We start from the raw sequence: 22288 nt of genomic DNA, 5'->3' as shown, positions 1-22288 counted from the left end.
AAAATTCGTCAGAATAAATTTACTTATTGATGGATGGTCTAACGATCATAAACCGATTTTCCCAAACATTTCCATGAATTCACCCCAAAATTATTTAGGAAGTTTTCCTGATATGCTTTCGTATCATTTACGTCACAATAGTAAACATACTTTAGAAGGGTGAAAGTTTGAGTTTAAAGCTTCGTCTTATATTGATTATCAACGCGGTATTGCTTCTTATCTTAATGCTAGGAGGTGTTTTAGCGATTGATACCGCCAAAAAAAATGTGCGCGCTGAGGTAGCCTCATCTGAAAAATTAGCACTCTATTTGTTTGAGATTGGTGTTTTAAAGAACCCGAAATATTACTCGATCGAGAGTGAGTTTAAACCTCTAAATTTACAGAGCTTGGTTCATATGCGACACCTCAAAATCGAGTTCTTTAATTTAGAAGGTAAATTAGTCGATAGTAACGATTCCGAAACACACACTAAAGCTATTGATCAGGCACCCAATTGGTTCGTGAGCTTTATGGGATTATTTTCAGAACCGTGGGAACCTAAAAGATTGGTAGTTGATATTTTGGGCCAGCCAAAGGGCACTATTGTGATCACCCCTGATCCTAGTTATGAGTTTGGTGAGATATGGAACCAGTTCACGGGTATTTTTTACCTCGCAGGTGTTTTTTTTATTTTGACGAATATTTTGGTGGCGTGGATTGTGTTTAGAGCATTAAGCCCAGTGGAATTTATCTTGAAAGCTTTAACTGAATTGGAATCCGGTAATTTAAAAGTGAAGATGCCTAACTTAAAGACTTCAGAATTGTCTGCGATTAGTTCTAAGTTTAATGCCATGGTTAAAACATTGAGAGTCAGCATCGAACAAAATCACCAACTCTCACAAAAATTAATTCGCATTCAAGAAGAAGAGAGAAAGAGTTTGGCACGAGACCTTCATGATGAGTTCGGACAATCACTCACAGCAATTCATGCAGACGCGGCGGTATTAAAGGCATTGGCTAATAAGGATTATCCAAAGATTAAACCTTCAGTCAATGCAATCTCTGACCTCTCGAAACATCTCATGAATCTCGTGGGTGGCATGCTAAGCAGTTTGAAGCTAGGTGTTCTTCATGAATTAGGACTAGAAGAAGCTTTAAAAGATTTATTAAACACATGGCAATTAAGACACCCAAAAGTGAATCTTAATTATGAGGTTAACTTAAAAACATTGCCGAAGATAGGTGAAACTATATCCGTTACAAGCTACCGGATTATTCAGGAGTGCTTGACGAATATCTCAAGACACGCAAGAGCTAAAAATGTTGACATTCATATTGATTACATTAAAAAAAATAAATCAATCGCTGTGATTGATATTAAGGTGAATGATGACGGTGTAGGTTTGAGTAAAACTCATCGTGATGGCTTTGGATTATCGGGCATGCGTGAGCGTATTAATGAGATCCATGGAAAAATTAACATCGTGAGTAACATCAATCGCGGCGTTAAATTAAATATTCAATTACCTATTACAAGAAAAAAATAAATGGCCAAAAAAACCACCATCGTATTAGTGGATGATCACGCTGTAGTCAGAGCAGGGGTGAGACGTCTTCTTGAGCAGGAGCCTCTATTTGAGGTGATAGGCGAAGCTGAGAGTGGTGAAAAGGCTTATCAAATCTTTGGCGAATTAAAACCTGATGTGATGGTGATGGATTTATCAATGCCTGGCATGGGCGGATTGGAAGGGATTCGTCGCATCTTAATGCGTTATGAAAAAGCTAAGATTTTAGTTTTATCCATGCACGAGGATTTATCATTTGCGAACCAAGCCTTGAAGTTAGGCGCTAAAGGGTATCTCACTAAGAATACGTTGGCGGATGACTTGGTGAAGTCGATTGAAACAGTGACCCAGGGAGATGTTTTCTTGAGTGACGAGATCGCTAAAAAAATGGCCATGCAGTCGATTTCAGGGAATCAAGATCCAGTTCACGAATTATCAGCGCGTGAGTTTGAGATCTTTAGACTTTTAGCTGAAGGCTTAGATATAGATGCGATCGCATCAACACTTAATATAAGTTCTAAGACGGTGTCAAATTATCAAACCATGATCAAGCAAAAGCTTAATATCAATACCCCCATTGAACTGATCCGCTACGCGATTAAAGTGGGTATCATTAAAAATTAGATTTTTTCGGGAAGAATTCTCAAATATTTTTGGGAGTTAAGATCATGCATGATTTAAAGGGAAGAGCTAAAGTGGTTTTGTCTTAATACTTGCCATAAAAGCTTATAAAGAGACGCACTCGACTCCATAGAGAAAAGGTTTTTTTTAAAAGGGATTCATTTTTGAATCCCTTTTTTTATCCTAAGAAGTCAAAAGAGCGCCCGCCCTCGTGATATCATTTTAAGTATGAAGATTGGTACCCCCTTATCCCCAAATGCCACGCGTGTCATGCTTCTTGGAAGTGGTGAACTTGGTAAAGAAGTGATTATTGCCTTGCAGCGTTTAGGTGTGGAAGTCATTGCGGTGGACCGTTATGAAAATGCTCCGGGACATCAGGTTGCCCATCGATCCCATGTCATTGATATGACTGATAGTCAAGCCCTCTTAAATTTAGTCAAACTAGAAAAGCCCCATTATATTGTTCCTGAAATTGAAGCGATCAATACTGACGTTCTAGCTCAAATCGAAAAAAGTGGGGACGCGATTGTAATCCCCACAGTGAATGCCGTGCAACTCACCATGAATCGTGAGGGTATTCGTGATTTAGCAGCAAATCAATTAAAACTCCCTACATCCCCATTTGCGTTTGCTAAAAGTTTAGACGAATTACAAAAAGCAATTGATAGTGGTATTGGTTATCCATGCTTTGTAAAACCCACGATGTCATCTTCCGGAAAAGGTCAGTCACGGATCACTGATGCATCAAAAGTCAAAGACGCATGGGATTATGCAGCGTCTGCAGGGCGGGTCAATAAAGGTGTGGTGATTGTAGAAGGTCAAATCGATTTTGATTATGAAATTACGCTGCTGACCGTCAGAGCAAAAAACGATAAGGGTGACATCGAAACATATTTCTGTGAGCCGATTGGACACAAACAAGAGCAGGGGGACTATGTGGAGAGTTGGCAACCGCAACCCATGCATGAAGTCGCATTAAAAAAAGCACGCGATATTGCTAAAAAAATTACGGATGCTTTAGGTGGCTTAGGGTTATTCGGCGTGGAGCTCTTTATTAAAGATGACCAAGTATGGTTTTCAGAGGTAAGTCCAAGACCGCATGACACGGGTATGGTGACTATGGTGAGCCAAAGTCAGAACGAATTTGAATTGCACGCTCGTGCCATTTTAGGCTTACCTGTAAATACAAGTTTATCAAGACCTTCTGCAAGCGCTGTTATATATGGCAATCACGATGCCAATGGTATTCATTTTGAAAATATTGATAAAGCCTTAACTGTTCCAGAATCTGATCTAAGACTTTTTGGTAAGCCCACTTCATTTAAGCGTCGACGCATGGGTGTGGCTTTAGCCTCGGCTGATAATGTGAGTGAAGCTAGAGCGCGAGCTCAAAAAGTAGCATCCCTCGTTAAAACATCTGTTTAATGTCTCAACCTTCAGCGTCAATTCCTCAAACACTATATGATTTATTAGGTGGTGAGCCAGAAGCTACGCACAAAATTCGCGAAATCGTCGAAGCATTTTACGATGTGATGGATAGTGATGAAAAAGCTAAAACGATTCGTCTTATGCATCCAGAAGATTTAACGTCTTCGCGTGAAAAGCTTTTTATGTTTTTAAGTGGATGGACGGGTGGACCACAACTTTACATTGAGCGTTATGGACATCCATTTTTAAGACGTCGGCACTTACCCTTTAAGATAGGCGAAGAGGAGCGTGATCAATGGATTTATTGTATGACGAAGGGTATGCTTAATTTAAAGATGGAAGAGGAAAAAATAAAAGCGCTTTTGAATGCGCTTTATCCCATCGCTGACTTCGTGCGAAATCAGTAATTTTTTTAAACGCGCGCTTTACGTTTTGGTGGCTCTGATTTTGAGTCGGAGGCTCTAAATGTTCTAATCGTTGTTGGCTTTTTAGCAAAAGTTCTTGGAGCAGATTCGCTTTTATAGGCGGGTTTTCGATCACTTACTTTTCTGTCACTTGGTTTTCTGTCACTAAATGATTTTTTTTCACCGAAAGTTTTTTTATCAGAATCTGATCGATTAAAGCTAGGTTTTGTATCTGACATCTTTCCAAATAATCTTTTTTCAGTAGCTTTTTTCTCAAAAGGACTTCTAGGCGCTCTAGGTTCTCTATCGCGCTTAGGGGCATCCGTCGAACCAAACTCTTTTCTAAATGGTTTTTTATCACCAAAAGATTTTTTATCTCCGAATGATTTTCGTTCTCTAGAACTTCTGTCGCCAAATGATTTTTTTTCACCAAAAGGTTTTCTGTCGCCAAAAGATTTCTTATCTCCGAAGCTTCGTTTACCACCGCGAGATTTTGATTTTCTTTCTTCACCTAATTGATCGCGTGATTGAACTTTAGGTTCAAATCCTGCCATCACTTGCATATCAATTTTGTGACCTGTATATTTTTCAATATCACGGAGTGCTTTGCCATCCATCGGAGCCACAAATGAAATCGCGACGCCTTCTTTTTTGGCTCTGCCTGTTCGACCAATACGATGCACATAGTCCTCTGCAAATTTAGGAAGATCATAATTAATAACGTGTGTAATGCCATCGACGTCAATACCACGCGCTGCAACATCGGTTGCCACTAACACACTGATATCGTTATGTCTAAATTTAGTGAGTGTTCGATTACGAGCGCCTTGCGTCATGTCACCATGAAGTGCCCCTGTTTTGTGTCCTGCGTTATAAAGTTCATCGGCTAATAAATCTGCGTGACGTTTAGTTGAGGTAAAGATAATTGTATGTTTAACACCGGGTTGAATGAGCAAGTGTTCGAGTAATTTATTTTTATGGTTTAGGTTATCCACGAAATACATATTCTGCGTAATATTTTCGTGTTTTTCTTTGGAGTGAGAAATCTCAATCGTTTTTGGATTGTGTAATAGATCTTTCGCGATCTTACTGATTTGACCATCTAGTGTGGCTGAGAATAATAAGGTTTGATGTTTCGTATTAATCGCTGCACATATTTTTTTAACATCAGGAATAAATCCCATATCAAGCATACGATCAGCTTCATCTAATACCAACATTTGTAACCTAGACAAATTAATACGGCCGCGTTCCATGTGATCTAAAAGTCGACCAGGGGTCGCGATTAAAATATCTAAAGGTTGTGACAATAATTTATTTTGGAGCGGATAGGGCATGCCGCCTACGATGCTAGTTGTTTTAGCTTTAATAAATGTTCCGTACTTACGTGCGGCTTCATTAATTTGTGCTGCCAATTCGCGCGTAGGTGTGAGTACTAAAATACGTGGCCCACGATCTTTCACAGGATGTGGTGTTGCTAATAAATTCAATGCAGGCAAAATAAATGCCGCAGTTTTACCAGTGCCTGTTTGTGCGGATGCCATGAGATCATGACCTTCCATAATGACAGGGATGGATTTAGCTTGAATAGGGGTGGGGGTTTTATAACCTACGCTATCTAAAGCGCGAAGGATTTGTGGGTCGAGCTTTAATGATTCAAAAGACAATGTCGTACTCCTTAAAAAAGGGTTAGGTGCATTTAATCTTTTAAAAAATTCAAAACTTCCAATCACTAGATTTAAACGCGCAAGGTGTTACTTGATGTGAGTGCGCAGTATATAGATAAATCCATGAATATCAAAGCTTATTTTGCCTATAATATGCTAGAATTCGGCCTCAATTCAATTTTGGTAGCACTTTTTATGTCACGCAATTTAAGAAACATTGCCATCATCGCCCACGTGGACCATGGCAAAACCACCCTCGTCGATAAACTTCTTCAGCAATCAGGCACCTTCGCACAGCATCAGGCAGTGACCGAACGTGTGATGGATTCCAACGATATTGAAAAAGAGCGTGGCATCACCATTCTAGCTAAAAATACAGCGGTTACTTTTGAAGGTACGCACATTAATATCGTCGATACCCCGGGACATGCTGACTTCGGTGGCGAAGTAGAGCGCGTATTAGGTATGGTAGATGGCGTGGTATTACTTGTTGACGCAGTTGAAGGCCCTATGCCTCAAACACGTTTTGTGACTAAAAAAGCATTAGCGTTAGGTTTAAAACCTATTGTAGTAATCAATAAAGTAGACCGCCCAGGTGCGCGAGCTGATTGGGTGATTAACCATACATTCGATTTATTTGCGAACTTAGGTGCCACTGATGAGCAGCTTGATTTTCCGATTGTGTATGCATCTGCATTAAATGGTTTTGCAACACTTGATATGAACCAAAAATCAGACACGATGAAACCTTTATTTGAAACTGTGCTAAAGCACGTAGCTCCTCCAGAAGGCAGTCGAGATAAGCCGCTGCAACTTCAAATTTCGGCGCTCGATTATTCAACTTATACCGGTCGTTTAGGAGTGGGTAAAATTAAAAACGGTGTGATAAAGTCAGGCCAATCTGTGGTCGTCATGCATGGAGATAAACAAGTATCTCAAGGCCGTATCAATCAAGTCTTAGGCTTTAAAGGTTTAGATAGAATTCCAGTGGAAGAAGCTGAGGCTGGCGACATTGTAATTATTTCTGGTATCGAAGAAATTGGTATTGGGGTCACGATTGCTGATACGAATAATCCGGTAGGCTTGCCTATTATGGCGGTGGATGAACCAACATTGACGATGGACTTTATGGTCAACACTTCACCACTTGCAGGCACTGAAGGTAAGTTTGTGACGAGCCGACAAATTCGAGATCGTCTAACAAAAGAATTGCTAGTGAACGTAGCACTCAAAGTTGAAGACACCCAAGATGCTGATGTTTTCCGAGTGTCAGGTCGTGGTGAATTACACCTTACAATCTTATTAGAAAATATGCGTCGAGAAGGTTTTGAAATGGCCGTAGGTAAACCGCGTGTCGTTTATCGTGAAATCAATGGTCAAAAATGTGAGCCTTACGAAGTATTAACCGTTGACTTAGAAGATGACACTCAAGGTGCTGTGATGGAAGAGCTCGGTCGTCGTCGAGGCGAAGTTCAAAACATGGAGTCTGACGGTAACGGACGCACACGTTTAGAATATAAAATTCCAGCGCGCGGACTTATTGGTTTCCAAGGTGAGTTCATGACCATGACTAAAGGTACTGGATTGATGGCGCACGTGTTTGATGAATATGCCCCTGTGAAGCCTGATATGCCTGGACGTCGAAACGGTGTATTGATTTCGGCCGAACACGGTGAGGCTGTGGCTTATGCCTTGTGGAAACTCCAAGACCGTGGTCGTATGTATTCAAGTCCGGGAGATAAATTATACGAAGGCATGGTGATCGGTATCCATGCTAGAGACAATGACCTTATTGTGAATCCTATTAAAGGTAAACAACTCACTAACGTGCGAGCATCAGGTACTGATGAAGCGGTTCGATTAGTGCCACCCATACAACTCACTTTAGAATCTGCAGTAGAGTTTATTGAGGATGATGAGTTAGTTGAAATTACGCCGAAATCTATTCGTATTCGTAAACGTTTCTTGCTTGAACACGAACGTAAGCGCGCATCAAAAGAATAAATTAAGTAGCTTGCCCCTGGCTGACAAGGTAGTCTTCGTAGTTGCCAGAGAAGTCAATAATATGATCACTTTTGATTTCAATAATACGCGTTGCAATCGAACTTACAAATTCACGGTCGTGACTCACAAAAAATAAAGTACCCTTGTATTTATCGAGCGCTGTATTAAGAGACTCAATCGACTCCATGTCCATATGATTTGTAGGTTCATCCATCAGAAGCACATTTGTTTTTGCAAGCATGAGTTTACCAAAAAGCATACGGCCTTTTTCTCCACCTGATAAAACCTTCACCGATTTTTTAGTATCTTCACCTGAAAATAAAAGTCTTCCTAAAATACTGCGAATGGCTTGGTCATCTTCACCGGATTGTGCACAGTCTTTCATCCAATCAAAGAGCGTCACATCTTTTTCAAAATCAGTTGCATGATCTTGCGCGAAATAACCAATCTTTGCTTTTTCAGCCCACTTGATTTCACCATGATTAGGTTTTAATTCATTAACTAAACATCTGAGAAATGTCGTTTTACCAATACCATTTTCACCGATGACAGCAATGCGTTCACCTGCTTCGACAAGCAAATTAAAATTTTTGAATAACTCACTATCAAAACCGTGAGTCAGGTTTTTAATTTCCACCGCTTGGCGATGGAGCTTATCCTTATCGTCATAATCAAAACGAATATAAGGGTACTGACGGCTGGATGGCACAAATTCTTCTACTTTAATTTTATCAATTTGTTTTGCTCGACTCGTGGCTTGACGCGCTTTTGATGCATTAGCAGAAAAACGTCGCACGAACTCTTGAAGTTCGGCAATCTGTTCTTTTGCCTTGTCGTTGTCTTTCAGTTTTTGTTGGCGGGCCATAGTGGACGCTTCCATGTAATTATCATAATTACCTGGATACACTGTGAGCTTGCCATAATCCATGTCAGCCATGTGTGTGCATACTCGATTTAAGAAGTGCCTATCATGAGAAATAATAATCATGCTAGAGTTACGATTATTTAGCGTATCTTCTAGCCATTGGATCGTATGAATATCTAAGTTGTTAGTCGGTTCGTCGAGTAACAAAATATCTGGATTAGAAAAAATCGCTTGCGTTAATAGCACGCGCAATTTAAAACCAGGTGCGATCTGGCTCATTGGACCTTGGTGCTGTTCGATGGGAATTCCCACACCAATTAACAATTCACCTGCTCGGGCTTCTGCCGTGTAACCATCAAATTCAGCATAGACGCCTTCTAATTCAGCAGCCTTCATGTAATCTTCTTCAGTCGCATCGGGATTCATATAGATGGCGTTTTTTTCTTCGTTCGCCTTCCACATCTCTTCATGACCCATCATCACGACATCTAGTACACGCTGATCTTCATAAGCGAATTGATCTTGTTTTAACCATGACATACGTTCATTTTTGTCTAATGAGACATTGCCTGAAGTGGGGTCTAATACGCCTGCTAAAATTTTCATGAAAGTGGATTTACCACAACCATTGGCACCGATTAAGCCATAGCGATTGCCATCCCCAAATTTAACGGAGACATTTTCAAAGAGGGGTTTTGCACCAAACTGAATGGTGATGTTATTACTTATAAGCACGCTTATAGATCCTTAAAATTTTTTTATTTAAATTGATTCTGAATGACAACTTCATCGAGAGGCAATTGTCCACCTCGTGGCATCGCTTCTTTAATACCTTTTCCTACACATACAAACATCGCTGGCGTGTGATCGGAAGGTAAATTTAGTAATTCACCCACCTTATCAAAATCAAAGCCATCCATAGGGCACGTATCATAACCCATTGATTTGGCGTAAAGCATTAAATTCATCGCAGCCATTCCACAAGATCGCATCGCTTCATCGCGTTGCACTTCTGGTTTGCCTTCATAATATTGTTGAATGGCAGGTACTAAATAATCTTGCACAGGTTTGGGTGCATCTTTCCAATAACGACCTGGTTCTTTATTCCACGCCATAAGGTCTGCCACCAATACAATCAAAATTGAAGCCTCTTCCACTTGTGCCTGGCCCCAGCTGACTGCACGAATTTTTTGTCGTAATGATTTATCGGTCACTACGATAAATCTCCAGTTTTGAATATTAAAAGCCGTAGGGGATAAAATCGCATGAGAGAGTAGTTCATAAATTTCTTTTTCAGTCATGACGTGACTGGTATCAAAATGCTTAATCGATCTTCTTTGTTGTATGGCTTCTTTAACTTGCATACTTTGCCTTTTCTTAAAATTAATATTCTATTTTTTGTATCGTGAGATAGCTGTCACCTATCGGTTTTTCCCAAGTCACTTCATCATTCAATTTTGCACCAATAAGTGCTTCAGCAAGAGGGGACAAATAACTCACCTTGCCTTGATGAATATCTGATTCATCTTCACCCACAATCTCGTAAGTACTTAATTTGCCTTCTTCATCTTCCACAGTAACTTTGGCACCAAACAATACCATTGAATGATCTTCTTCTGAAGGAGCTGTCAGAATGGCTGACTCAATCCGCGCTGCATAATAACGCATATCTCGCTCTACGATGGCAATTTTTTGTTTAGCGATAGGATCATCTTTTTTATTCTTTAATTCTTCACGCTCAATTTCAAGCGCATCAATTTGTGTATTAAGAAGTTTAAGTCCATTAGGCGTGACATAGTTAGGCTCATCACTTAATGGTCTCTCAGGAATATCAATCCCCGCATGTTCCAAATCATTTTCTTTAACAAATGCGCGACTCATTAATTATTCCCACTCAATCGTTGCAGGTGGTTTGCCAGAAATATCATAGACGACGCGATTAATACCTCGGACCTCATTAATAATACGATTGGATACTTTACCCAAAAGGTCATAAGGTAATTCTGCCCAGTGGGCAGTCATAAAGTCTGATGTGACAACGGCTCTCAGAGCCACAACATATTCATACGTTCTACCATCCCCCATCACACCTACTGATTTCACCGGTAAAAATACCGCAAAGGCTTGAGAAGTTTTTTCATACCAACCCGAATGGATAAGTTCTTCTATAAAGATGGCATCAGCACGACGAAGTAAGTCTGCAAATTCTGATTTCACTTCACCTAAAATACGCACACCTAAACCAGGGCCGGGGAAAGGATGACGATAGACCATGGTTTTAGGAAGGCCTAATGCAATGCCTAATTCACGTACTTCATCTTTAAAAAGTTCACGCAAAGGTTCTAAGAGTTTTAAATTGAGCGTTTCAGGTAAACCACCGACGTTATGATGACTCTTAATCGTATGTGCTTTTTTAGTTTTAGCAGATGCTGATTCAATGACATCAGGATAGATCGTGCCTTGAGCTAACCATTTCGCTTTTGGAATTTTTTTAGCTTCATTCTGAAAAACTTCTACGAACTCACGACCGATAATTTTTCGTTTTTGTTCTGGATCCGTTACACCTTTTAAATCGTTCAAAAATTTATGTGATGCATCCACATGGATGACCTTAACGCCTAAGTTATCATGAAATGTTTTCATGACTTGTGTGGCTTCATTTAGACGAAGCAAACCGTTATCTACAAATACGCATGTGAGTTTTTTCCCAATCGCTTTATGAATGAGGGCTGCGGCAACGGACGAATCAACACCCCCTGATAAGCCCAATATCACTTCATCATCTTTTACAGTGTCTTGAATATGTTTCACTGCTGTTTCAATATAATTAGGCATCGTCCAGCTTGATTTACATTCACAAATTTTATTTACAAATTGTTTGAGAATGTTAAAACCTTTTTTAGTGTGTGTGACTTCAGGATGGAATTGCACCCCATAGAATTTTTTTGATTCATACATCATGCCAGCAATTGGCGTGGATGCATTACTTGCAATCACTTTAAATTGCGGTGGTAGTTCTGTGACTTTATCGCCATGACTCATCCACACATCAAGAAGTCCGTGACCTTCTGGATTCGTTTTATCTTGAATGTTTTCTAGAAGAGGTGAGTGGTTATGCGCTCTAATTTCAGCGTATCCAAATTCACGCGTATTTGCATTTTCAACTTTACCGCCGAGTTGCGCTGCCATCGTTTGCATGCCATAACAAATACCTAAGACAGGAACGCCAAGATCAAAAACGATCGGAGGTGCGATAGGTGTATCTGATTCATAAACTGAATTAGGCCCGCCTGACAAAATAATACCTTTTGGATTAAATGCTTTGATGTCTTCTTCATTCATGTCATGCGAATAAAGTTCCGAATAGACATGCATCTCTCGCACACGACGTGCGATGAGTTGTGTGTATTGGGAGCCAAAGTCGAGTATAAGAATTTTATCCATAGGATTTAAAAAGCCTCCTTGGTCGGAGGCTTTTTGGTTGATAGATTTAAATTAATCAACACGGTAATTGGGAGCCTCTTTAGTGATCTGCACATCATGCACATGGGATTCGCGCATACCTGCACTTGTGATTTGCACAAAATTCGCTTTATTACGCATCTCATCGATGTTTCTTGCGCCAACATAACCCATGGAAGCACGAAGCCCACCCATCAATTGATGAATCACACTAATCACACTCCCTTTATAAGGGACACGTCCTTCAATACCTTCGGGTACTAATTTATCTGCATTGTTTTCAGAGTCTTGGAAGTAACGATCAGACGATCCTTTTTGCATCGCACCAATAGAACCCATGCCGCGATAGGATTTATAAGATCTACCTTGGAAGAGTTCAACCTCACCTGGTGCTTCTTCAGTGCCTGCAAACATCGAACCTAACATCACAGAGTTAGCACCTGCAGCAATCGCTTTTGCGACATCTCCTGAGAATCTAATACCACCATCACCAATGAATGGAATATTAAGTTTACTTAATGCTTCAGCGACATTACTAATCGCAGTAATTTGTGGAATGCCGACACCTGCCACAATCCGTGTGGTGCAAATTGAGCCTGGACCGATACCTACTTTTACGCCATCAGCTCCCGCATCCACTAGTGCTTTTGCAGCATCAGCAGTTGCAATATTGCCGCCGATCACTTCGATATGTGGGAAATGTTTTTTAACCCATGTGACGCGATCAATCACCCCTTGCGCGTGACCGTGCGCTGTATCCACCACAATCACATCAACACCAGCATTTGCTAATAATTCAACACGCTCTCCAGTACCTTCACCCACACCGACAGCGGCACCTGCGCAAAGTCGACCTTTATCGTCTTTACATGCATAAGGATGGTCGGATGATTTTTGGATATCTTTAACCGTAATTAAACCTTTTAACGCATCATTTTTATCGATCACTAAAACACGTTCTAAGCGATGGTGATGAAGTAAACGAATCACTTCTTCTTTGGATTCACCTTCTTTCACAGTGACCAATCGATCACGCGGCGTCATGATATTTTTAATAGGCTGATCGAGATTCGTTTCAAAACGTAAATCTCGGTTAGTCACGATACCGACAATCTTGCCACCATCGATCACAGGTAACCCTGAAATTTTATGAAGTGCTGTAAGGTTCATGACATCTCGGACTGACATATTAGGTTCAATCGTAATGGGATCATTCACCACACCAGACTCGAAACGCTTCACACGGGACACTTGGTAAGCCTGTTCCTGTGGCGTCATATTTTTATGAATGATACCGAGTCCACCTTCTTGGGCTAATGCTATGGCCAAACGTGACTCAGTCACTGTATCCATCGCAGCCGATACAATAGGAATATGAAGTTTGATTTTTCGGGTGAGTTGCGTGGTTAAATTCACTTCACGCGGCAACACTGTGGAATGAGCTGGAACGAGGAGCACGTCATCGAAAGTGAGTGCTTGTTGTATTAAACGCATCTTTTGATCCTTTGCGCAAAACGAAATTATACAGAAAAAGTCTCGTTATGGCTAAGAAATCGTGGGTTTTAAGCGCTATCCCCACCTTTTTTCATGACCTTACCTTCGGCCGCACGTTGACGTCTAATCTCTTTCGGGTCAGCAATAAGAGGGCGATAGATTTCGATACGATCCCGTTCACGCATGATGTGATCCAATTGTGTGAGTTTTCCAAAAATGCCAATTTGATTAACACTCAAATCAATTTCAGGGAATTTTTTAACAATCCCTGAAAGTTGAATCGCTTCTGCTGCTGTAATCCCTTTTTTCACTTTGACAGGAATAATGAGCTGCTTTTTTGGCAGCGCGTAGGCTACTTCAATCAAAATTTCGTTTGGCATAAAACACTCTTTAATCTTTAGTTATTTTGTATATATTTTATCAGCTTGTGTCACAAATCCATCCACAAACGTATTCGCGATTTGGCCGAAAATAGGCGAGATCAATTTATCTAAAATGAAATTTGCAAATTCGTAATGTAAATGAAATTCGATGCTGCAGGCTTCTTCATTAATTTTATGGAATATCCAATAACCTTCCAAAACTTTAAAAGGCCCATCGATTAATTTTAAATCAATGCGATCAGGATAGTGTTTTGTGTTTTGTGTGGTGAAGCTTTGATTTACTCCGCTGTATTTAATATGAATAGAGGCTTTTGTGATTTCAGTATTTCGTTCCAATACTTCTGAGCCCCCACACCAGGGTAAAAATAAGGGGTAGTCTTCAATGCGATCGACAAGGTTAAACATCAGGTCCACCGAGTGATTCACAATCACATTTTTTTTGACATCAGGCATGGGATAAATTGATTTAGCGTAAAATACATATTTTAAAGGATTAGTTAGTTTCCATGAGCATTGTTCAAAACAAAAAAGCTTTTCACGACTACTTCATCGAAGCAAAATATGAAGCCGGTATCGTATTGGAAGGCTGGGAAGTCAAAGCCATTCGTGACAATCGCACGAACATAAAAGAAGCCTACGTCATTATTCAAAGGGGCGAGATTTATCTTATCGGTTGCCACATTACACCGATGGGTGCTGCTTCAACCCACATTCGTCCCGATGCGATCCGCACCCGAAAACTTTTACTTCATAGTGAAGAAATTGCAAAGCTCATCGGTAAGGTAGAGCGTTCAGGGTACACCTTAGTACCCATTGATATGCACTTTAAGGGTGGGCGTATCAAAATTGAAATAGGTTTGGCAAAAGGCAAAAAACAATACGACAAGCGAAACGCTGAAAAAGAACGCGACTGGGAGCGGGATAAGGCAAGAATCATACGGGCGGCTAACAAGAAGTAGTATAATGAGATCTTGCTTTGGGGCTGACCCGGTTTCGACGTGGGTTGCAAAGCAGGTGAGGGCATGTCGAGGCCTAGTTACCTCGTAAATCCATCTAGAAACAAGTATAGTCGCAAACGACGAAACTTACGCTCTAGCTGCTTAATCCAGCTGGACGCTGCACCGAAGTGTCTCTCGGTCGGGTGGGCAACCACAGCAGCGTCATAAAGAGAGACTCGTTATTGGTTGGGTCACTTAACTAATAATTAAACTAAGGTGACTCGCGGCGAAATTGCTTGCTCGTTGGTGATTGAACCGTTAAACAAAAACAACGATAGCTAAACATGTAGAACTTTCTGTAGAGTACTTACGGACGGGGGTTCGATTCCCCCCAGCTCCACCATTAATATTTACTTTAATTATTGATTTTATTCATTACTTATAACCTTAATTGCAACGAGCAACTAACGGCAAAGATGCACCTCCCAAAGCAAGGAGAATTGCCAGAGACATTGAGCTTATTTTTGGTGCTTTTTTAACGGAGGGAGTAGGGTTAAAGTGCGATCTTGTTATTTCAAAAGCCTCCTGGTTTAATCCCATTTCCTGATTAAGAATTATGCGATGATTTTTGTTCATACCTAAAAAAGCTCCAAAGTAAATACCCATCTAAAGCTCAGGTAAATAGTACTATTTTGAAGGATAGTATTTAACTATATTAAATATTTAACTCTATGTAATTTTTAATCTTATTTAATTGGTTATCTTGATTGTATTTGGGATAACGTTTTGCATATTGGATGCACGAGCTTTTTAACGATTTTTTTGTTATCAAATTTTTAATTAAGTCATAGTAGTTCGGCGTATGTGCTTCAGTATTGACCACTTCACAAGCCCCAAGATTTTCAATGCGTTGTGCAAGCAAAAATTGCTCAATGTTGGTTGGGAAAATTAATTGCGGGACATTGGATAGCAACATAGCGGAAGTAAATCCATGTCCACCATAACCTATAGCCAAATCACATTCATTAACAATGCTCCTTAATTGAATAGATTCAGTATAAATATTAATATTTTTACCATGAAGCTTTTCTTTTGCGGATTGAGAAAGTCCTGGAATGACAGCAATAACTGCATAGTCTAGTTGTTGTAGCGCTCTAATTACTAACTCACAATCACGGAAATTTGGTCGCAAATACACAAAAACTTTTACATTTGAGTTATAAGTCCAACTGACCTCAGGCCCCCGGGACATATCAAATATCGGACCAATAAACTCATCTATATTGTTAATTGCTCTATTGTGATAGTGGTCTAGCTCAGGGTAAGTAAAAAAGAAGTTTTTGTGAACCTTAAATAAGTCGGCTAGGCTTGCAATCGGTTCAGCACCATAAGAACTGATAGCGCTATTAATTGTCTTGGTTACCCTAATATCCGAATTTAATAATCTTTGATTATCATTTTGCAACCATGGCCTTATGCTTGGTAATGGATTGATTGATGGTGGTGTATAAAAACCCGTACCAATAGTCATTACGGGTAAGTTTAATATTCTTGCGGCTAAAATTGCTGTCGGAGAGAAATTGGCAATCAGTAAGTCAGGATTAAATAACTTAAGTGTATTGCACCAAACCTCAATCATTTTTATAAGATAAGTTTTATCGTGATAACCGAATCGAAGCAGAATTTCAGCAAAACTAATAGGCGGTTTAGCTAGCCCAGAAACATTGGCTAGCCAAATAGGCGATTGAAATACGCGAATATTATCTAAATCAGAAAGATTGATACCGTGTATTTCTCTGAAAAGAAGATTGACAGTATGCCCCTGATTTTTTAATGTCTTAGCTAACGGCAATATTTCAGATATGTGACCAGAGTTACTTCCCATTTCCCATGAAAAAATTATGTTACTCAAATGTTAGCCTTTTGCATTTAAATGAAACAATTATTTTGAATTGAAAAAAATAGAGCACTATAAAATTGAGAGCGAAAAATTGAAGAAGAAATTTGTAGTATTCAATTAATTATACAGTTGATATCTATTTAAGTTTTTTGTGGATAGTTTTGTGGGTAAGAGGGGTTGTGAAAATCCACAACTTATTGATTAAATTCGGGAAAACATGACATTACCTTTTTGTGCTGCCCCACAAATTTTCAAGTCAATCCAACTGAGGTTTTAGCTTGCGTGGTATTGACCACCAACGCGAATAATTATATAAAGACTGTAGTTAGGTTATCAAAATCCAAAGATGTTAGGCCTGGAAAATATGCAATTGCTTGCATTTTATTAGATCCATAACCATCACTATCGTAATAAAGCGTATTTTTCGTGAAAATTAAATAATCATTTCCATCTAGAGCTTTAGGCCCATTAATAAAATTTTCTTCGTGAAGGTCGGAGAGACTTGTAAAAACAAGCGGATTTAAATATATTCCATCTGCTTCACCCTGAAAGTCGCGAATAGTATCCATATTTGAGCTACTAGCCGCATAAGAAAAAATAAATAGGTCTGGGTTTGACCCCCCCGTAATGGTATCTTTGCCTAATCCACCTACAAGATAATTTCCCAAAGATCCGCCAATGATTGTGTCATTACCATTACCCCCTATGAGCCAGTTTTCGCCATCTTCACCATAAATTTTATCATTGCCATCACCGCCATAGATGTAATTTTCGCCACTACCAGCATAAATCAAATCGTTTCCAGCATCACCCAACAACTCATCATTGCCATCACCACCATAGATTGTGTCATTGCCATCACCGCCATAGATGTAATTTTCGCCACTACCAGCATAAATCAAATCGTTTCCAGCATCACCCAACAACTCATCATTGTCATCACCACCATAGATTGTGTCATTGCCAACACCGCCGTAAATCACGTCATTCCCGTCATAACCATAGAGAGCGTCGTTGCCTTGATAGCCAAGAAGGGTGTCGCTATAACCAGAACCGTAGATGGTATCATTACCTTTAAGAAGTAATGCAGTGAATGCTTGAGCATCACCTAAAATTTGAATGTACTTATAGGCCGTTGCTGCATTAAAATTGAGATTTTGGCCTGTTCCAAGCGAAACGCCATTGTATGTTTCTTCGTAGCTATTAAGCTTCCCTGAAACGGCTCCAGTTTTGCTATATTTAAATGATCCAGAATAAATACCCGAATAAGAACCTGATGAAATGCTAATGGCTGATGAGGTGGCGTAATCCACAACCCCATACCAAAAATATGGAGTGCTCATGTCAACTTGAACGTTATAATTTATTATGGCCACGACTTACTCTACACCAATAAAGATTTTTAAGGTAAAAAAATTGAGACTTTGATTTATGCAACTCACATTACTTCGTCTCTACAGCATCGTTAACCAACCCCTCCCTCTTACAAACGTAAAGGAGGGCTGGTTTTCTTTAGACGATGAAGATCTCCCTGCTATATTAATTTTCGAACAGGGCTTAGCTAAAAAAATCCTCAAGTCAGATGTGCTTGTGCCTATTGATTTGCTAGATTTCTTTAAGTCAGCGAGCGCCTTAAATTCAAGCGACTTACCTTACCTTAGTCATTTTTTCATCAAGACACCACTATTACTTAATGGTGCAAACCATTTTCGAGCAAAAGCTTCATTGATGCCCATATATAAGCTTATAGAGAAAGATGAAAACAAATGGGCTGATGCTTTTGTGAGTCATTTTTTTATGAAGCATCATGATAAAAAGATTAACCCAGTGAGTTTTGCGGAAAATTTTGTTCGATCTTTTTTTACAGAAATTATTTCAAGAGAGCTAGACATATCTGCAGCTGAGATTCCTGATTTTCCAGATGATGTATTAAAAATCAGCCCAAAAAAAACATCACTTGCATCTAATGAAAAAAGACTGACTAATCTTATTTTATTTTTAGAAAATAAACTATACGAAAAAGGAAGGGATCTAAACGAAGCCTGGGTTTTCGCAACACTATCTTTCATGGGAACTCAAGCATTAAGATCTGCAGTTACTTATGCACTTACTATGGCCCCAGAAAAAAATATTTGGGATGACGATTTATTATTTTCTAAAGCATCCCCTATTTCTGTCATTGGACGCAAAGCATTAAGTGATATCAGTATAGATAAGCTTAAAATAAAAAAAGGACAGAATTTTTTCATAGCACTATCAATGATTAATGAAGCATCAAGAGATCAAGCTGAAATTTCTACTCAGTCTATGGCTTTTGGAAGTGGACCACACAAATGTCCAGGAAGAAAAATATCGAGTATCGTGATGAAAGCACTCCTAGATTTTTGGAAGATTCACCATGCCGAATTTTTGCTTGATCAAGTAAAATTTACAAGAGCACTTATTCTTGAAGCTAAATAAAAAAATATGAATTCAACAAATCAATCCTACCCAACAAAAGATGAAGTGATCGAGACCTTTAATAAGGTACTTGCTATCCGTTTGACCTATGAAGATGTTCATCAAAAAACATTAGCGGAGCTGGGTATTGACTCCATGGAACTTCTGGATATTAACTTAGCGCTTGATCTTGAGTACGAATTACAATTTGATCTTGAAAAGATAAGTTCCCAATCAAAAATTACTGATCTCATAGATGATATTTTGACATCAAGGCAATGATTCTTGAAAGACTCCTTACTTCCACAATCCTCACACCACCTCTATGGCGTAGAGCCCAATGGAAATTTAAATACCTATAGCTTTAATCCTCGTGTTAAAAATACTTCTAAAGTCACGATTTGGAAATTAAAAAAATTATTTAAATTATTTGATATTTATTTAGCTCTTTGGCAAAAGGCATATAAAAAAAGTAACACGAGATTTAAAGATATCGATTTTTTATGGCAAACTTTTAATGCCCTCCGTGATCATCAAGATATTAATAGAAGAGATCTTCAAAAAACAATCATTTTATTATTGCGACTCGGCCCTTCCAGCTACTTAAAGCACATGCAACATCATCTATCTTTTTTTAAGCCTGGTCTCACCCCTCAGTATATTGAGGTTATAAGTAAAATGAATTTCGATATCCCGCCTAAAGACGAACTCATTTTTCATACTTGTAATCCTGATATTTACCTATGGATGCCTGAGCAATCAAAAAAGATAGAGAAGGTCATTATTATATTCGGGACCATTTCAAATACTTTAAATATGCCGCGACCTATAGCGCATTTTATTCTCTCCAAGCTTGGGGTTGCGCTTATGTATATTAAGAATAATAAGTATCTTGATACATCCGAAGTATTTCATGATCATGATTTCAACAAGGCTATCGAACCTATTTTAAAAGTCTTGCAAACACATCATTTAAAAACTGCTTATGGACTGGGCGTTTCATTTGGTGGTTTTAGAATTTGTGAAATGGCTAAATTACTCAAATTAAAGCGCGTACTTAATTTTTCTGGAGCAAAAATAAATAGGGGGTCAAATAAATGGGTAGATGAGGTACCTAGTATCGATGACTATCCCCTAGAAAATATTCTTACTGTTTTTTCTAAACAAGATAAAACGGACCAAGACCTTGAGGCCATGTATCAACGCAAAGGTTTCCTCACAAAAAAAGCCTGGGTGGATTCCAAAACACATGGCTCATTTAGCGCAGCTTTTTTAGAGGATAAATTGCAATCTCTTCTAAGTTGGCTCATAGAGGAAGAAGAGTCATCTTTTATTGCCTAAGTTTATGATTTTTTTGCATTATATGCCCGTGTGATCAACACTAATTTGACTTACAATAGAGATCATTCATTAACATTTTTCTATATCAAAGCATAACTTATTAACTTACTTCATGAGTGCTCCTTCTTCACCCCATAACCACGCGATGACTTTTGTGCTGAAACACAAAAGATTCTTTGTACATATCTTTTTGGTAAGCATTTTTGTGAATACGATTGCTTTTGTGGTGCCGCTTCATATGCTCCAGGTCTATGACAGGGTTCTGACCAGTGGTCATGTAGAAACGCTGGTTGTGATTACGGGCGCTGTGATTTTTGCGCTTGTTTTTCAGGCCATCTTCGAATCTATTCGCGGACGTTTATTTTTTGGGTTAAGCCTATCTTTTGAAAAGTCTATTCAAGAAGATGTGTTTTCCTTATCCATTCTGCAGGAGTCTCAAAAAAAACAAAATCGCAGTTTAAATTTATGGAATCTTGCGAGCACATTTAAAGCCTTTATCACAACACCCTACATGAGCGCTCTTATAGACTTACCCTGGGTACCGATCTACCTTCTTGTCATTTATTTTTTTCATCCTATCTTGGGGCTGACTGCAACGATATCCACCTTCCTTATGATTGTGATTGCCTTCATCAACTACAAAGTGACGAAACAACAATCCGAAGCTTTTTTAAAAACAAATGGTGAGATTCGCTCCTATCTCGATAATGCAGTGATCAATGCAGATGCGATGGTGGGCTTGGGTATGCTTCCTCAGGTGCAAGCAAAGTGGGTGAGTCAGGTAGCTGACTTAAATGAAAAGCTGACTGATCATTTTTCCATAGCCTCATTTTTCTCTTCCATCACCAAATGGTTTAGGCTCTTTGTTCAAGTACTAATGTTGTCAGTGGGTGCTTACTTGGTATTAAAAGAAGAGATGTCGAGTGGGGCTATCATTGCGAATTCTATTATGTTATCTAGAGCGCTCGGTCCCATTGAGGCCATATCTTCAGGCTGGAAAACCATTCAAGAAGCGTTTGCCTCGTTTAGACTTCTATCCAGTTTGCCTTCGATGACAGACAATAAAAAAGTGAGTAAAGAGGCTATTTATGCTGACATTGATGGTGAATTACTTGTCGATAATCTTTACTACCATATTGGCCAACCCCCACGACCCATTATAAAAGGTGCAAAATTTAAAATTGCACGCGGTGATGTGTTAGCGGTGGTGGGTCCCAGCGGGGGCGGTAAGTCCACATTGCTCAAACTGATGTTAGGTATTCTAGAACCTACAGGCGGCATGACTAAATTTGATGGTTCAGATATTAAAGCGCTATCTAGTAATTTTTATAATGAACATATGGGCTATCTTCCTCAACAGCTGATGCTTTTTACAGGAAGCGTTAAAGAAAATATTGCAAGATTCAATGAGGTTGATGATGGCAAAGTTGTCGAGGCCTCTAAAATGGCTGGCTGCCATGACATGATCATGCAATTTCCGGATGGCTATGAAACCTTGGTGGGTGTGAATGGCTCTCATTTATCCCTAGGCCAGCAGCAAAGAATAGGTCTAGCTCGTGCCATTTATCAAAACCCTCAGTATTTATTTTTAGATGAACCTAATTCCAATCTCGATGGTGATGGTGACAAAGCTTTTTCTGATGCCATCACGGCTCTTGCAGCGCAAGGTAAAACAATCGTCATCGTGGCGCATCGCACCACGATTTTAAATTTATGTAACAAGATGCTTCTTCTTAAAGATGGTCAGCAGGTGATGTTTGGACCCAAAGAAGAAGTATTAAAAAAACTAAACACTTAA

Annotated in this window: 20 protein-coding genes and 1 other RNA gene; 11 read left to right on the top strand and 10 right to left on the bottom strand. The window is 39.3% G+C overall.

What is annotated here, in order from left to right; all coding sequences use genetic code 11:
- Positions 1 to 167: 167 nt before the first annotated feature.
- From FIT63_RS04380 to FIT63_RS04365, 4 genes are all read left to right on the top strand, one after another.
- Positions 168 to 1526, top strand: a complete 1359-nt coding sequence (locus tag FIT63_RS04380; protein WP_140006727.1) for a histidine kinase — start codon at positions 168 to 170, stop codon at positions 1524 to 1526.
- The gene (locus FIT63_RS04375; RefSeq protein ID WP_140006726.1) at positions 1527 to 2168 is read left to right on the top strand and encodes a response regulator; all 642 of its coding nucleotides are present in this window, start codon (positions 1527 to 1529) and stop codon (positions 2166 to 2168) included.
- 225 nt (positions 2169 to 2393) lie between these two features.
- Complete coding sequence (gene purT, locus FIT63_RS04370; protein WP_140006725.1) at positions 2394 to 3590, top strand: formate-dependent phosphoribosylglycinamide formyltransferase; 1197 nt, start codon at positions 2394 to 2396, stop codon at positions 3588 to 3590.
- Entirely contained in the window at positions 3590 to 4000 is a 411-nt protein-coding gene (locus FIT63_RS04365; RefSeq protein WP_140006724.1) for a group II truncated hemoglobin, read from the top strand. The genes purT and FIT63_RS04365 overlap by 1 nt, the downstream gene beginning before the upstream one ends.
- A 5-nt stretch (positions 4001 to 4005) precedes the next feature.
- Here the strand turns inward: FIT63_RS04365 and FIT63_RS04360 are convergent, their stop codons facing one another.
- Positions 4006 to 5664: a DEAD/DEAH box helicase gene (locus FIT63_RS04360; RefSeq protein WP_140006723.1), complete on the bottom strand. Its 1659-nt coding sequence runs from the start codon at positions 5662 to 5664 to the stop codon at positions 4006 to 4008.
- A 195-nt stretch (positions 5665 to 5859) separates the two neighbouring features.
- On the opposite strand from FIT63_RS04360, the gene typA reads away from it, so the two are divergent.
- The gene (typA, locus tag FIT63_RS04355) at positions 5860 to 7668 is read left to right on the top strand and encodes a translational GTPase TypA (protein WP_140007159.1); all 1809 of its coding nucleotides are present in this window, start codon (positions 5860 to 5862) and stop codon (positions 7666 to 7668) included.
- Position 7669: 1 nt separating this feature from the next.
- Here typA and FIT63_RS04350 read toward each other — a convergent pair whose 3' ends face one another.
- The 7 genes from FIT63_RS04350 to FIT63_RS04320 form a co-directional block, all read right to left on the bottom strand.
- Complete coding sequence (locus FIT63_RS04350; RefSeq protein ID WP_140006722.1) at positions 7670 to 9268, bottom strand: ABC-F family ATPase; 1599 nt, start codon at positions 9266 to 9268, stop codon at positions 7670 to 7672.
- 23 nt (positions 9269 to 9291) lie between these two features.
- Positions 9292 to 9897 (bottom strand): nitroreductase family protein, encoded by a 606-nt coding sequence (locus tag FIT63_RS04345; RefSeq protein ID WP_140006721.1) that lies wholly within the window; start codon positions 9895 to 9897, stop codon positions 9292 to 9294.
- A 19-nt stretch (positions 9898 to 9916) separates the two neighbouring features.
- Positions 9917 to 10414 (bottom strand): GreA/GreB family elongation factor, encoded by a 498-nt coding sequence (locus tag FIT63_RS04340; protein WP_140006720.1) that lies wholly within the window; start codon positions 10412 to 10414, stop codon positions 9917 to 9919.
- Positions 10415 to 10417: 3 nt separating this feature from the next.
- Positions 10418 to 11977, bottom strand: a complete 1560-nt coding sequence (gene guaA, locus FIT63_RS04335) for a glutamine-hydrolyzing GMP synthase (protein WP_140006719.1) — start codon at positions 11975 to 11977, stop codon at positions 10418 to 10420.
- Positions 11978 to 12028: 51 nt separating this feature from the next.
- A complete protein-coding gene (guaB, locus tag FIT63_RS04330) occupies positions 12029 to 13489 on the bottom strand; it encodes an IMP dehydrogenase (protein ID WP_140006718.1) in 1461 nt (486 codons plus the stop codon).
- Between the two features lie 68 nt (positions 13490 to 13557).
- A complete protein-coding gene (locus tag FIT63_RS04325; protein WP_140006717.1) occupies positions 13558 to 13869 on the bottom strand; it encodes an RnfH family protein in 312 nt (103 codons plus the stop codon).
- Positions 13870 to 13890: 21 nt separating this feature from the next.
- Entirely contained in the window at positions 13891 to 14325 is a 435-nt protein-coding gene (locus tag FIT63_RS04320; protein ID WP_140006716.1) for a type II toxin-antitoxin system RatA family toxin, read from the bottom strand.
- A gap of 53 nt (positions 14326 to 14378) precedes the next feature.
- Between FIT63_RS04320 and smpB the strand changes: the two genes are divergently transcribed.
- Positions 14379 to 14831 carry an SsrA-binding protein SmpB gene (gene smpB / locus FIT63_RS04315; RefSeq protein ID WP_140006715.1) on the top strand — a complete coding sequence of 151 codons (453 nt, stop codon included), beginning with the start codon at positions 14379 to 14381 and terminating at the stop codon, positions 14829 to 14831.
- Positions 14832 to 14850: 19 nt separating this feature from the next.
- Positions 14851 to 15213: a transfer-messenger RNA gene (gene ssrA, locus FIT63_RS04310) on the top strand.
- Positions 15214 to 15525: 312 nt separating this feature from the next.
- Here the strand turns inward: ssrA and FIT63_RS04305 are convergent.
- Both FIT63_RS04305 and FIT63_RS04300 read right to left on the bottom strand, forming a co-directional pair.
- Positions 15526 to 16722: a glycosyltransferase gene (locus tag FIT63_RS04305; protein ID WP_140006714.1), complete on the bottom strand. Its 1197-nt coding sequence runs from the start codon at positions 16720 to 16722 to the stop codon at positions 15526 to 15528.
- Positions 16723 to 17018: 296 nt separating this feature from the next.
- Positions 17019 to 18053, bottom strand: coding sequence for a calcium-binding protein (locus FIT63_RS04300; protein ID WP_140006713.1), 1035 nt, complete (start codon positions 18051 to 18053; stop codon positions 17019 to 17021).
- An 88-nt stretch (positions 18054 to 18141) separates the two neighbouring features.
- Between FIT63_RS04300 and FIT63_RS04295 the strand changes: the two genes are divergently transcribed.
- From FIT63_RS04295 to FIT63_RS04280, 4 genes are all read left to right on the top strand, one after another.
- Positions 18142 to 19170, top strand: coding sequence for a hypothetical protein (locus tag FIT63_RS04295; RefSeq protein ID WP_140006712.1), 1029 nt, complete (start codon positions 18142 to 18144; stop codon positions 19168 to 19170).
- Between the two features lie 6 nt (positions 19171 to 19176).
- Positions 19177 to 19431, top strand: coding sequence for an acyl carrier protein (locus FIT63_RS04290; protein WP_140006711.1), 255 nt, complete (start codon positions 19177 to 19179; stop codon positions 19429 to 19431).
- 3 nt (positions 19432 to 19434) lie between these two features.
- Entirely contained in the window at positions 19435 to 20490 is a 1056-nt protein-coding gene (locus FIT63_RS04285) for a hypothetical protein (RefSeq protein ID WP_140006710.1), read from the top strand.
- A 112-nt stretch (positions 20491 to 20602) separates the two neighbouring features.
- Complete coding sequence (locus tag FIT63_RS04280; protein WP_140006709.1) at positions 20603 to 22288, top strand: type I secretion system permease/ATPase; 1686 nt, start codon at positions 20603 to 20605, stop codon at positions 22286 to 22288.

It is taken from the genome of Candidatus Methylopumilus planktonicus (assembly GCF_006364715.1).
Taxonomy (GTDB): Bacteria; Pseudomonadota; Gammaproteobacteria; order Burkholderiales; family Methylophilaceae; genus Methylopumilus; species Methylopumilus planktonicus_A.
The sequence above is the reverse complement of the archived record's forward strand: the minus strand, read 5'-3'. Positions and strand labels throughout refer to the sequence as shown.